The sequence below is a fragment of the Buttiauxella sp. S19-1 genome (genome assembly GCF_022134725.1).
GTDB lineage: Bacteria > Pseudomonadota > Gammaproteobacteria > Enterobacterales > Enterobacteriaceae > Buttiauxella > Buttiauxella ferragutiae.
Genome location: NZ_JAHWLU010000125.1, coordinates 1 through 13,459 on the forward strand (window position 1 = coordinate 1; position 13,459 = coordinate 13,459).

General features: G+C 50.7%; 14 protein-coding genes. 7 read left to right on the forward strand and 7 right to left on the reverse strand.

Translation table 11 applies throughout. The features are described 5' to 3' along the window. Positions 1-175: 175 nt before the first annotated feature. The 4 genes from MES37_RS20525 to dsdX form a co-directional block, all read right to left on the reverse strand. Complete coding sequence (locus MES37_RS20525) at positions 176-883, reverse strand: SPASM domain-containing protein (protein ID WP_237932553.1); 708 nt, start codon at positions 881-883, stop codon at positions 176-178. 13 nt (positions 884-896) lie between these two features. Beyond that, positions 897-1,340 carry a preprotein translocase subunit SecG gene (locus tag MES37_RS20530; protein WP_064542104.1) on the reverse strand — a complete coding sequence of 148 codons (444 nt, stop codon included), beginning with the start codon at positions 1,338-1,340 and terminating at the stop codon, positions 897-899. 228 nt (positions 1,341-1,568) lie between these two features. Beyond that, positions 1,569-2,897: a D-serine ammonia-lyase gene (gene dsdA / locus MES37_RS20535; RefSeq protein WP_237932554.1), complete on the reverse strand. Its 1,329-nt coding sequence runs from the start codon at positions 2,895-2,897 to the stop codon at positions 1,569-1,571. A gap of 18 nt (positions 2,898-2,915) precedes the next feature. Continuing rightward, positions 2,916-4,253: a D-serine transporter DsdX gene (dsdX, locus tag MES37_RS20540; protein ID WP_064542110.1), complete on the reverse strand. Its 1,338-nt coding sequence runs from the start codon at positions 4,251-4,253 to the stop codon at positions 2,916-2,918. Positions 4,254-4,479: 226 nt separating this feature from the next. On the opposite strand from dsdX, the gene dsdC reads away from it, so the two are divergent. From dsdC to MES37_RS20560, 4 genes are all read left to right on the forward strand, one after another. Next, entirely contained in the window at positions 4,480-5,403 is a 924-nt protein-coding gene (gene dsdC / locus MES37_RS20545; protein WP_133523009.1) for a DNA-binding transcriptional regulator DsdC, read from the forward strand. A 120-nt stretch (positions 5,404-5,523) separates the two neighbouring features. Beyond that, a complete protein-coding gene (locus MES37_RS20550) occupies positions 5,524-6,261 on the forward strand; it encodes a basic amino acid ABC transporter substrate-binding protein (RefSeq protein WP_370918126.1) in 738 nt (245 codons plus the stop codon). A 43-nt stretch (positions 6,262-6,304) separates the two neighbouring features. After that, entirely contained in the window at positions 6,305-7,069 is a 765-nt protein-coding gene (locus tag MES37_RS20555; protein WP_064542117.1) for an amino acid ABC transporter permease, read from the forward strand. Beyond that, positions 7,056-7,778: an amino acid ABC transporter ATP-binding protein gene (locus tag MES37_RS20560; RefSeq protein WP_064542120.1), complete on the forward strand. Its 723-nt coding sequence runs from the start codon at positions 7,056-7,058 to the stop codon at positions 7,776-7,778. The genes MES37_RS20555 and MES37_RS20560 overlap by 14 nt, the downstream gene beginning before the upstream one ends. 150 nt (positions 7,779-7,928) lie before the next feature. Here the strand turns inward: MES37_RS20560 and emrD are convergent, their stop codons facing one another. Next, a complete protein-coding gene (gene emrD / locus MES37_RS20565; RefSeq protein WP_133523008.1) occupies positions 7,929-9,113 on the reverse strand; it encodes a multidrug efflux MFS transporter EmrD in 1,185 nt (394 codons plus the stop codon). A 256-nt stretch (positions 9,114-9,369) separates the two neighbouring features. On the opposite strand from emrD, the gene MES37_RS20570 reads away from it, so the two are divergent. Further along, entirely contained in the window at positions 9,370-9,717 is a 348-nt protein-coding gene (locus MES37_RS20570) for a DUF6404 family protein (RefSeq protein WP_064542125.1), read from the forward strand. Positions 9,718-10,296: 579 nt separating this feature from the next. On the opposite strand, the gene MES37_RS20580 is transcribed toward MES37_RS20570, so the two are convergent. Then, positions 10,297-10,704 carry a hypothetical protein gene (locus MES37_RS20580; RefSeq protein ID WP_237932555.1) on the reverse strand — a complete coding sequence of 136 codons (408 nt, stop codon included), beginning with the start codon at positions 10,702-10,704 and terminating at the stop codon, positions 10,297-10,299. Positions 10,705-10,797: 93 nt separating this feature from the next. Between MES37_RS20580 and MES37_RS20585 the strand changes: the two genes are divergently transcribed. Further along, positions 10,798-11,415: a DUF5666 domain-containing protein gene (locus MES37_RS20585; RefSeq protein ID WP_064542129.1), complete on the forward strand. Its 618-nt coding sequence runs from the start codon at positions 10,798-10,800 to the stop codon at positions 11,413-11,415. 68 nt (positions 11,416-11,483) lie between these two features. Here the strand turns inward: MES37_RS20585 and MES37_RS20590 are convergent, their stop codons facing one another. Beyond that, a complete protein-coding gene (locus MES37_RS20590; RefSeq protein ID WP_064542132.1) occupies positions 11,484-12,146 on the reverse strand; it encodes an OmpA family lipoprotein in 663 nt (220 codons plus the stop codon). A 223-nt stretch (positions 12,147-12,369) separates the two neighbouring features. Here MES37_RS20590 and MES37_RS20595 point away from each other — a divergent pair. Next, positions 12,370-13,459 (forward strand): molybdopterin-dependent oxidoreductase (locus MES37_RS20595; protein ID WP_443107718.1); only part of this gene is annotated, 1,090 nt, incomplete at its 3' end.

Genomic DNA, 13,459 nt, shown 5'->3' on the forward strand with positions numbered 1-13,459 from the left:
AAAGGTGAAACGGAGGGCTTAAGCTACGTCGGAAGATCGAGGTCTTCAGGTCGGATACAAGCTTCCTCCGTTTCATGTAACCGGTAGCTAACCAGCTACCGGTTCAAGATACAAGGTCGGATAAGCGATAGCGCCATCCGACAAAACTGGTGTAAACGGTGGATGGCGCAATCGCTTATCCACCCTGGAACATCTGGGGAATTGGGCACCCTGGATCGGCGGTGAAAGGGTCGCCCGTTGTTGCGAAAGACAGGCAACGTAATCCTCCACGGCACGGTGACTTAAACAGGCATTGCTGGCACGCTTCTGGCCCTTCAAAAGCACGAAGTTTACGCAAAAGAGGGGAATGCTGATAAATCTTCATCAGAGAAGTTGAGGCTAAATTCCCGACCTCAATTGGCAGCTGTCTACAGGGATAAACCGTTTTATCCGGCATTCTGCGGCGGTGTAATATTTGTGAGTGTGTCAGAACCAGACGTTTCTTTTGCGCCTCTTTATGATATTCACGATTAAAATTTTTAACCAAATGAAGAGCAGACGAGAATGACCTGGCAGTAGAGAAATGGTTGAGGATTCTTGCTTCGAGACTTTTTTTTGGCAATTTTTCTTTGCTGTGTTCAGGGTTATGCACCCAAAGCCCTTCTTTTTCTTTGATTAAGTATTCGTTATCTATAAGAGGGCCAATGGCAACCTGAAGAATCCCTTCCTCTCTTTTTTTGAGCCATGCGGCGAAATAGGGATCAAGATCGCCATCAAGAGATATGGGTATTCTTTTTTCCTCATCTATTTTCTTAAACAACCAGGTGGTTGCAAGACAAATAAAAATAATAAAGCACAAATAGAATTTTAAAAAATCGGGGCCGGGGAGAGTCAATATATTCATATTATTAGATGGCCTAAAATGACAAATTCCCTGTGAGGGCGGAAGCTAGCATCACAATCAAGAGCACTACCAGCAATACAGAAAGCCAAAACATGGCGATTTGAAATGTCAGGACGCCCAATCCGAAAAACAGTGCAGCCCGCACTCCCCAACGGTTTTCTTTATAGAACCCTGCGATAACACCCAGCACTATTGCGACAACGGCCAACATTGAGGTGGATACTGTCAAAATGGTATCAATGTTCCATGTTTTTGCCGCTTTGACTTCCTGCACGGGGTTGCCCATCAGTGCTGATATAGCAGCTTCTCTCACCGAGGTAATCTTTCCGGCGACCAGGGTTTCAAGTGTGGCATGGGGCGTGAATGGGCCAGCCCAAAAATGGAACAGCGCCAGTAGCAAAGCCAGGGCTCCAAATAGCAAACCGATAAAACTGAACAAATTCCCTTTAATTTGCATTGGTGCTCCTTTTAATATTCACGTTATGAATATTAAAGTTGTTTACGCTGCCAGATCTTACTCTTTTATATTCCGATGTTGTTGAGGTTTTATTCTGAATTTGAGGGGCGGGGAATAAGTTTTGTTGAGTATGGATCACCCTCACCCCGGCCCTCTCCCTAAGGGAGAGGGAGAAAACCGTGTAGTCCCCTAACCCTCAGGGAGAGGGTTAGGGTGAGGGCGGGCTTATTACTTCGCTTTCGCCAAATACTGCGCCATCTCAGCTTCTGGCACCATACCGCCGCCAGTCGCCCAAACGATATGCGTGGCGTTTTGCAGTTGTTCAGCGCTGAAGCCATGCATTTTATGGTAAGCCGCATTGGCGCTCACGTGCAGTGGGCCTGGCATACCTGCCAGCGCGGAAGGCTCGAGGCGAATGCTCTCTTCCTCTGCCAGCCAGCCGAGCAGCGTATACATGGTCTGGTCTTCAAGAGTATAGAAACCATCGAGCAGCCTTTGCATCGCGCGCCCAACAAACCCGGATGCCCGTCCAACCGCCAGGCCGTCGGCTGCGGTAACATTATCAATGCCCAAATCTTGCACTGAAATCTCATCATGCAGCCCGGTGTAAACACCCAGCAGCATGCAAGGTGAATGAGTTGGCTCAGCAAACAGGCAGTGAACGTTGTCGCCAAACGCCATTTTCAGGCCAAATGCCACTCCACCAGGACCACCACCGACGCCACACGGTAGGTATACAAACAACGGATGTTGTTCATCAACAACACGCCCCTGCTGGGCAAACTGGTCTTTCAGACGCTGGCCTGCAACCGAATAGCCAAGGAACAAGGTGCGGGAGTTTTCGTCGTCGATAAAGAAACAATTCGGGTCGGATTCGGCGGCTTTACGGCCCTGTTCAACGGCGACACCGTAATCTTGCTCATACTCAACGACTGTAACGCCATGGCTGCGCAGTTTGGCTTTTTTCCAGGCGCGGGCATCGGCAGACATATGCACCGTGACATTAAAACCAATGCGTGCGCTCATGATGCCGATGGATAAACCCAGGTTGCCGGTGGAACCTACAGCAATGCTGTACTGGCTAAAGAAGTCTTTAAATTCAGGTGTCAGCAGCTTGCGATAGTCATCTTCAGTGGTCAGTAAACCGGCTTCGATCGCCAGCTTTTCGGCATGGGTCAGTACTTCATAAATCCCGCCACGCGCTTTAATTGAGCCAGAAATCGGTAAGTGGCTGTCTTTCTTCAGCAGCAATTGGCCGCAGATTTCTTGCTTAAACTCTTTTTCCAGACGCTTTTGCATTGCCGGAATGGCCACCAGCTCTGACTCGATAATACCGTTAGTGGCGGCTGTTTCAGGAAACGCCTGTGCCAGATAAGGTGCGAAACGTGTCAGGCGAGCATGAGCATCTTGCACATCTTCGCTGGTCAAACCTACGTAAGGTAAGCCCTCAGCGAGCGTTGTGGTTTCCGGGTTAAACCAACAGGTTTCTTGCAAATCAATCAGATCGCGAACCAGCGGAAAATCTTGAATCAATGTGTTTATTTCAGCGTTTTTCATAAGACAATCTCTTTGCGCTTAGATGATAAAGGAAAGCAGGAACGTCGCGCCCAGTGCCAGCAGGGAGGCGATAAATGTCGCCGTTGTATAGTATTTAAATGTTTCGTTAAGCGTTGCGCCGCAATATTGCTTCACCAGCCAGAATAATGAGTCGGTGACGATGGTGCAGCCAATTGCGCCGGAACCAATAGCAATGGTAATAATTTCCGGGCTGACGTTGGGATAGAGCGGTAGCATCGGTGCCACAATCGCAGTAGCTCCCATCATCGCCACTGTTGCAGAGCCAACCGCGGCATGCAGAATCAGGGCGACCAGCCATGCCAGCAGAATCGGGTGCATATGCAGGTTGGAGAGCAACACCGCCAGCGAATCCGCCAGACCACTGGTTTTCAGGATGGCGTTAAACGCACCGCCTGCACCGATAATCAGCAAAATGTTGGCGATAGAACCAAAGCCATTTTCTGTATGAGTTAACAACTGGCTCATGCCGATATGCTGGCGTAATCCGAGAACGTAATAGGCCACAAACACCGCAATAAACATGGCTGTGATTGGGTTGCCGATAAACTCCAGCACGGTATACAGCGTCCCGCCTTTCGCCATGTTCAGCTCGGCGAGCGTTTTCACCAACATCAGGCCAATCGGCAGTAAAATTGTAAACAGTGTCGCGCCTAACGAAGGTAACGTTTCTTCTTTACGGACTTTCAGGTCGGAAAATTCGGCTGGCACGGTTTTAAACGGCAGGCGATTTCCCACTATTTTCAGGAACAGCGGCCCACCGACTAACGATGCGGTTAACCCCACCAGCAAACCATACACAATCACCGTACCGACATCAGCGCCTAATTTGTTGGTGACAAACATGGCTGCCGGATGTGGCGGAACCACGCAATGCACCGCCATTAACGCAGTACATAATGGGATGGCGAGTTTCAACAGCGAGGTGTTGGTTTTTTTGGCGATAGAAAACGCCAGTGGGATCAGCAGTACCACACCGACTTCTACGAACAGCGTGATGCCACAGATCAACCCAACCAAAACCATGATCACATCAGCAGACAACCAGCGACAACGCTGCAAAGCCAGGCCAATTCGTTCAGCCCCGCCGGACACTTCCATCATTTTGCCCAGAATCGTGCCAAGGCCGATGACGGCGGCAAGGAAGCCCAGGGTGCTGCCGATACCATTTTCAATGGCATTCACCATGTCCAGTGGGCTCATGCCCATCATGGTGCCGACAAAAAAACTAGCCAACAGCAAAGCAAGGAAAGGGTGAAACTTCAGTTTTACGATGGTAAAGACGATTAAAATTATGCTGCTAAGCAGCGTACCCACAACCCAAATCTGAGATTCCATACCTACCTCACTCTGCGATTTATCTGCGGCTATTGGATAAAAAATGCTCCTTGCTGACAAACGATATTAATGGCACTTCACATGAGCCAGATTGATGCAACAGAGTGATTCAGGTTGAAAAGTGACGGGTAAATTTGATTTTGGTTCGGTTTTTTGCATCTTAGGACGACGTTTTCGGGGGCATATTTTACAATGCCGCCATGATCTTTTCTCTCTGGAGAGCACCATGGACCCGATTCGCGAAGTCAGAAACCGCTTACTGAATGGCTGGCAGCTATCAAAACTCTACACTTTTGAAGTTGCCGCCAGGCATCAATCCTTCGCGTTGGCGGCAGAAGAGCTTTCGCTAAGCTCGAGCGCCGTCAGTCACCGCATTAATCAGCTTGAGCAGGAGTTGGGGATTCAGCTGTTTGTGCGCTCACACCGTAAAGTAGAGTTAACACATGAAGGAAAAAGAGTTTTCTGGGCGCTGAAATCTTCGCTGGATACGCTCAACCAGGAGATCCTTGATATCAAAAACCAGGAGCTTTCTGGCCTGCTGACGATTTATTCGCGCCCTTCCGTTGCCCAGTGCTGGCTGGTTCCGCGGCTCGGGGATTTTACCCGCCGTTATCCGTCTATTTCCCTGACCATTCTCACCGGCAACGACAACGTGAATCTGCAACGCGCAGGAATTGATTTGGCACTCTATTTTGACGACACGCCTTCCTCGCAGTTGACCCATCATTTTCTGATGGATGAAGCTATCGTGCCGGTGTGTAGCCCGGAGTACGCGCAACGTTTTGAATTAAAAAATAAACCGGCTCACCTGCGCAATTGCACCTTGCTGCATGACCGGCAAGCATGGAGCAACGATTCGGGTACCGACGAATGGCACAGTTGGGCACAGCATTTTTCGGTCACGTTACCTTCTTCTTCCGGCATCGGTTTTGATCGCTCAGATTTAGCGGTAATTGCCGCCGTAAACCAGGTGGGAGTTGCGATGGGGCGCAAAAGACTGGTGCAAAAACGCCTCGATCGCGGCGAGCTCGTTGCGCCATTTGGCGATATGACGTTGAAGTGCCATCAGCATTACTACGCCACCACTCTGCCTGGGCGACAATGGCCGAAAATTGAAGCGTTTATTCAATGGCTTCAATCACAGGTGTAATTTTGTAGTTGCCGCCCTCCGTCAAATTATGTATTTTTATGCAAATTAAATGCATAAATAACTTATCGGGAGCGTCATATGTTAAGGAAGTTCGCAAAGTCAGTTCTTTTCGCCGGGTGCATGGTTTCTACCGTACTTTCTTCTGCTTATGCCGCACAGCAGACTTATGTCGTCGGTTCTGGTGGTACTTACCGTCCGTTTGAATTTGAGAATAGCCAGAAGCAACTGGAAGGCTTCGACATCGACATCATTAAAGCCATCGCTAAAGCCGAAGGTTTTGATATCAAACTGGTTAACACGCCGTGGGAAGGCATCTTCGCCACCCTGAATTCTGGCGACCGCGACATCATCATTTCCGGTATCACCATTACCGATAAGCGCAAAGCGATGGTGAGTTTCTCAGCACCTTATTTCCCGGCAGAGCAGTCCATTGTGGTTCCGGGTGATTCCAAAGTGGATTCCGTTAACGCACTGAAAGGTTTGAAAGTGGGCGTGGTGAACTCCAGCGCAGGCGACACCGTGGTTTCTGACACCCTGGGCAAAAACAGCACTGACATCAAACGTTTTGATAACACGCCACTGTTGCTGCAAGAACTGGCTGAAAACGGTATCGACGCCGCTGTTGGCGATGTCGGCGTGGTGAAGTACTACATCAAATCCCATCCGGATAAAGCGCTGAAAGCGGTTAAAGACAACAAATTTGAACGCCAGTATTTCGGCATCGCGGTAGCGAAAGACAATCAGGAACTGCTGGGCAAAATCAACTCAGGCCTGAAGAAAATCGTTGCTGATGGGACTTACGCCAAGATTTACACCACGTGGTTTGATAGCAACGTTCCGACTCTCCCCGCTGAATAATTTCGCATGACTCGGGGCCGTTTCGGCCCCAACAAGGACAGGTATGACCGGATTTCGCTGGGAGATAATCTCAGAATACGCGCCCCTTTTTATGCAAGGCGCGATAATGACCATCAAGTGCACCATCATTTGCGTGATTTTAGGCACCACCTGGGGCTTGCTGCTCGGACTGGGCCGTATGGCGCATGCCGAAGACGGCCCATGGAAACATGTGCTGCGCTATGCAGTGCAGTGGCCAGTGCGCGTTTATGTTAGTGCGTTTCGTGGCACGCCACTGTTCGTGCAAATCATGGTGGTTCACTTCGCGCTGGTGCCGCTGTTTATCAACCCACGTGACGGGATGCTGGTCACCAGCGGGCTGATGTCGGTAGATTTTGCCCGCGAACTGCGTTCTGAATACGGCGCGTTTCTGTCGTGTGTGGTGGCGATTACGCTAAACGCCGGGGCTTATGTCTCTGAAATTTTCCGTGCGGGTATTCAGTCAATCGACAAAGGCCAGATGGAAGCATCGCGTGCCTTGGGGATGGGCTGGGGCAAAACGATGCGCAAAGTGATTTTGCCGCAGGCGTTCCGCCGTATTCTGCCTCCGCTGGGTAATAATGCCATCGCGATTGTGAAAGATTCTTCGTTGGCTTCGGCGATTGGCCTGGCTGATTTGGCTTACGCCGCACGTACCGTTTCTGGCGCTTATGCGACTTATTGGGAGCCGTACCTGACGATCTCTCTGGTGTATTGGGTGCTGACGTTCATGCTCTCGCTGATGGTGCAACACATGGAAAAGAGGTTTGGCAAAAGTGATTCACGTTAAGGATTTACAGAAACAGTTTGGCAAAACTCATGTGCTGCGCGGCATCTCGTGTGACATTGCTCCGCAGGAAGTGGTGTGCGTGATTGGCCCGTCCGGTTCCGGTAAAAGTACCTTCTTACGCTGCCTGAATGCGCTGGAAAAGCCAGATGGTGGCGAGGTGGTGGTCAATGGTTTAGCGGTTCACGATCCGAAAACTAATCTCAACACCCTGCGTGCAGGCGTGGGCATGGTGTTCCAGCGTTTTAACCTGTTCCCGCATATGACAGTGCTGGAAAACCTGACGATGGCACCGATGTCGCTTAAAGGTTTGTCGAAAGCCGAAGCCGTGTCGCGTGCGGAAAAACTACTGCAAAAGGTTGGCCTGATCGACAAAATAGACGCCTGGCCATCGAGCCTTTCCGGTGGGCAACAGCAGCGTGTGGCGATTGCCCGTGCGCTGGCAATGGAACCGTCGATCATTCTGTTTGATGAGCCGACTTCCGCACTCGACCCGGAGTTAGTCGGTGAAGTGCTGGCGGTAATGAAACAGTTGGCGCTGGAAGGCATGACGATGGTGATTGTCACACACGAAATGGGCTTTGCCCGTGAAGTGGCCGACCGCGTGGTGTTTATCGATCAGGGTGTGATTCAGGAACAGGGGCCGCCGTCGCAGCTGTTTACTGCACCGCAAAACCCACGGACGAAAGAGTTTTTGAGTAAGGTGCTTTAAGTTTTTCCCCTCACCCCGACCCTCTCCCCGTAGGGGCGAGGGAGAAAACCGGTCTGTTCCCTCTCACCCTTGGGACAGAGTTAGGGCGAGGGAGAAAACCGATTTGTCCCCTCTCCCTCAGGGAGAGGGCCAGGGTGAGGGTGAAAATCCTTACGCCGTTTCCTCATGCTGCTGGAATTTATGCGCCAGCGGCAGCCAGCAGAACAAAATCATCACGCCCATCGCGGTCATTAACATTCCGAGGCTAAACTGCCCGGTCTGTGGCAGCAAGGCGGAAAACCACGCCATTGCCCCAGAACCCATATTTTGCAGCCCACCAACCAATGCGCCAGCAGTCCCAGCGAGGAATGGGAATGGCTCCATTGCACCACTGGTAGCCAGCGGGAATAGCATTCCGGCGCCGAAGAAGAACAGCGCAGCAGGTACCAGTAGAGTCCAGATATTCATGAAACCGAGCCAGCCTGGGATCCACATTAAAATACCCGCAACCAGGCAGCTCAAAACCGCTTGCCACATCAACGATGAAAAACGTGCATTTTGACGGCCCGCGTACCACGAACCAAAAAATGCCGCCGGAATCGGCAGGATAAACAGAATACTCACCACCACGCCGTTAAGCCCCAGCACACCGCCCATCAATACGCCGGAACAGGCTTCAAAGACCGCTACACCCGCAAGACCACCTACCAGCATCAGCAAGTAGCAATTGAACGAGCCGCTACCCAGCAGCGTTTTGTAACTCGCCATCAGGCGTTGAGGAGTTGCCTGGACAGGGCGTGTTTCTGGCAGCCAGCGCAGCATGCAGAAACCGACAATGATGCACAGCACCAGCAGGAAGCCGTAACAAGCACGCCAGCCCCAAACGGAATCAAGCAAGCTGCCAATGATCGGTGCGATCAGCGGGCTGACCAGGATCCCCATGTTCAGCAAGCTATTGGCTGAACGAAGCGAGGCACCTTCGTAGAGATCTCGCGGCATGGTGCGCGCCATGACGCCAGCGACACCGGTTCCCATCCCTTGCAATGCACTGGCAATCACCAGGGCGGTTAAATTGGTGGTAAACAGCGCCCACACTGTTGCGAGGATGAAAATACTCATGCCCGCCAGAATGACCGGGCGGCGACCAATGCGGTCGGAAATTGGCCCGTAAACCAGTTGTGAAACGCCATAGGTCAGCAAATATGCCGCCATCACTTGCTGGATTGCACCGTTGCGCACACCGAAGTCGTGAGCCATATCGGGAATCGACGGGATATAAATGGTTTGCGTCATCTGCCCGACGGCAACCAAAAGAATTAACATCATCAGTAGGTGAATGTTGGCTAGCTTTTTCATTTTCTCAAGTGTGTTGTAGGGATTTAAATGCCAAAAGCCAGTTTATAAAACTGACTGCGTCAAAAAATCGAGAGGAATCTACCACACAAAGATAATGAAGCCCTATGGTGTCATGCTTTTTGATAGGGGATTTAATGGCAGCTTTTAAAGCCTGAACGGCAATTTTTGTTGCCAGAAATGAGTGATGTGCCGCAGTGCGATCTAAAGACGAGATATATCTTTGAAGTTAAAAATGATTATCAGGAGATACGCAGGGATGGATTTCGAAGCGAAGAAACAACGTGCGCTCAATTTACTTGCCAAAACAGGGATGTGGAAAAGCACTTATGCTCCACTCTATGTCAATTTGCTCTGGCGTTTTAATTTCAGGTGCCGGCCTCCTCATTTTGTTCCTTTTTACATGACTTTCCTGAACTTCAGCCTCTACTTTGGCGTGCTGTGGGGGGGAATTATGTGGTTTCTGCAATGGCGTCATGATGGAGATAGTGCTGAAGGTATATTGTTGAAAATACTGTCAGCGGGAGTGACGTTCGGTTTAATAATGACCATGTATTACGCCTTAAGTCGGTGGTATTACAGATTACCCGCCTGGGAAGATGTATAGCTTTTTTATTAAAAGGAGGCGGTTTCCCGCCTCCTTTTGGTGCGACTTGAAGGCCATGAATTACTTGAAGTATTTCATGGCAAGTTCAAGCAGTTGCAGCAAGGCAACCATGAGTTTCAGAAACGCAATTGCCAGTTCCATCAAGCCCATACGCTTTCTCCTGTGGCCAGGAGCACTTTCAGCCGACGAGCCTTTCCGCTGCCTGTTGCCTGCTGAATTTGTTGAGGTGATCCGATGTGCTCCTCTGAGGTTAAGGCACTGACGGCACCACCCGTTTCAGCCAGGACTTAAATTGCGCGGCGGTTTGCGGCCTCAGAGCACATCACATTCAACACACTCAGTATATCCATTATACTGTATAAATAAACAGGTAAAAGATGAAAATGCGAACAGCTTCGCAAGCCACAGATTTATGCGTTGTTCACATTAGCAGCAAGTATTTGCACCTGGGTGGGTTTCGTCGTATATTTTGGAGGTTGATGTGATCTGGTGTGCGAAGCAGTAAAAGCACTAGCAGCAAAAACAAAAAACCTCGCCTCACCAGCGGGGTTTTTTGTTTTTGTAGGTTCTGAAATTGACTTAGTTGTAAAACCCCTGGGGAACGGATTGCCCGAAACCATCGCCGCTGTCGGTGCTGTTATCCTGCCGTCCTCGTGCTTCCAGCCTGTCTGCACGCATTTTCTCACTTATTTCTCTGCGCTGCTCAGTGGTTAAATTTTCACGGCCATAATACTGATCCGGATATTGCGAGCGCATCATTAATGCCTCGTTAGTCTCTGCCGGACTAATAGTTTTATGCCCGTCATAGCCTGAAGTATCAGTCGATGAGCAGCCAATAATGGCGAGCGGGATAAGCAATATCAAAGCGTATTTATAAGCCATATCGTTTCCTGAACCAGCACGGTGGTTATCGAATTCACGCAGCGTATCACGATAGTTTAGTCGCGACTGCCAGCCGTAACACGATTCGAAGAAATCTTTAAACACACTCTTTCACGCCACTTTCCTCCCCGATTTTCATTCACGAATTACCCTTAATGAGCTTGCTAATTATTCATTCGCTGAAAACAGGAGAGAGACATGCTAAAGCATCGTTTGTCCGCTTTATTGCTCAGTGTTCTGATGCTGAGTACGGGAGTTGTGGCGGCTCAAGTTGATAATGTCATTAGGCCAATTCGCGGAACAATTGATTCGGTGAATGACCATTCAGTCATCATCACCACCCGACAGGGGGAAAAGCTCGATGTGGTTTTGACAGACAAAACCAAAGTGAACAGCATCAGCGAGGCCAAAATCAGTGATATCAAGCCTGATAGTTTTATTGGCACGGCTGCTGTCCAGCAGGCTGATGGTACGCTGAAGGCGCTGGAAGTCCATGTGTTTGCCCCAAGCTTGCGTGGCTCAGGCGAAGGCTTTAATCCCTTTGAATCTGCAGATGGTAACGTGAATACCATGACGAACGGGACGGTGGGTAAACTGGTGAATAGCCAGGGCCGCACCATGACAGTGAAGGTTAAAGACATGGAGAAAACGGTGATTGTGCCGGACGATGTACCCGTCGTCTTGATTACCCCAGGCTCACGAAACTTGCTGCAACCCGGTACCAAAGTGATGGTACATGCTGCGAAAGACGATAAAGGCCAGTTGGTGGCGCGTGGTATTTCTGCTGGCAAAAACGGGCTTACGCCACCGATGTGAATTTTTGGGTTTATACCAGGATGGAAAATCATCGCCCCGACATATGGCCGGGGCGAGAAAGCCAAAGATTAAGCTAATGGGCTCAATGTAATTTCTACGCGGCGATTCTGCGCTTTGCCTTCAGCAGTGCTGTTGCTGGCAATTGGGTTCGCCGGGCCTGCACCGGTGGTGCGTACACGGTTAGCTGCCACGCCCTGGGTGATAAGTGCGCTACCTACACCGTCGGCACGTTGCTGGGAGAGCTTCATATTCAGCTCGTTGCTGCCAGTGCTGTCGGTGTAACCCACGACGTTAACCGCAGTTTTCGGATATTCTTTCAGTACCATCGCCACGCCGGTCAGGGTGTTCGCCCCAGCAGGTTTAAGCGTTGCGCTGCTGCTGTCAAAAGTGACGTTGTTTGGCATATTAAGTACGATGTTGTCGCCATTACGCGTCACGCTTACGCCAGTTCCCTGCATTTTTTCACGCAGTTTAGCTTCTTGCACATCCATGTAATAACCAACGCCACCACCTAATGCAGCACCCGCTGCGGCACCAATCAGTGCGCCTTTGCCGCGATCTTTTTTCGATGAGGAAAGAGCGCCGATGCCAGCACCTACCAGTGAGCCAAGACCTGCTCCGACACCCGCTTTTCCAGCTTCACGCTCGCCGGTGTAAGGGTTGGTAGTACAGCCAGAAACTGCTAACGTGCCGCAAACTATGGCGGCAATCATCATGACGCGTTTTTTCATCTTATTTCCTTGGTGAATTAAATAAAGCAACCGCATGCTAAGCGGCGGTTGATTATGCCGTGTGAATATGTCGATGTTTCTATAGAGTCGTCTGAATTTGTAAACAAAATATCGAGTGGTCATTAGATCGCCACATGCCCATTACCTGCAAACACGGGAGCCCAAATTGGCTAGCGCATTCTCACCAAACAAGAAAATTCTCACGGCCGCACACTGGGGCCCGATGCTGGTTGAAACGGACGGCGAGCGTGTCCTCAGTTCCACTGGCGCACTGGAAACCGGGCATGAGAATTCATTGCAAAGTGCGGTTCCGGACCAGGTTCACAGTAAGGCTCGTGTGCAATTTCCGATGGCCCGAAAAGGTTTCCTGGCATCACCCGATGCGCCACAGGGTGTGCGTGGTGAGGATGAATATGTGCGGATTAGCTGGGATGAAGCGCTGCAACTCATTCACCAGCAGCATCAACGCATTCGCCAGACTTATGGTGCAGCCGCTATTTTTGCCGGTTCCTACGGCTGGCGCTCCAATGGTGTGCTGCATAAAGCGGCGACGTTACTGCAACGCTATATGAGCCTGGCGGGCGGATATACCGGGCATCTGGGTGATTATTCGACCGGTGCGGCACAGGTCATCATGCCGTATGTGGTTGGCTCCAATGAAGTTTATCAACAGCAAACCAGCTGGCCGCTGGTGCTTGAGCATAGCGAAGTGGTGGTGTTGTGGAGTGCTAACCCACTAAATACGCTGAAGATCGCCTGGAACGCCAGCGATGAGCAGGGGGTGAAGTATTTCGAACAGCTGAAGGCTAGCGGTAAAACTGTAATCGCCATTGATCCGATGCGATCGGAGACGGTGGATTTCCTCGGTGAAAAAGTGCAGTGGATTGCGCCGAATATGGGAACCGATGTGGCGTTGATGCTGGGCATTGCCCACATGCTGGCAAAAAATGGCTGGCACGATCTGCCATTCCTGGCACGCTGCACTCACGGTTACGACAAATTTGCGGCTTATCTGTTTGGCGAATCTGACGGCCAGCCAAAAACGGCGCATTGGGCGGCAGAGATTTGCGGCGTACCGGCGCAAACCATCGAAGATCTGGCGCGTTTATTTAGTGAAAAACGCACCATGCTAATGTCGGGCTGGGGAATGCAGCGCCAGCAGTACGGTGAGCAAAAACACTGGATGCTGGTGACGCTGGCGGCGATGCTTGGGCAGATTGGAACGCCCGGCGGCGGTTTTGGGCTGTCTTATCACTTTGCGAATGGCGGTAATCCGACGCGTCGCGCGGCAGTGTTGGGGTCTCTACAGGGGG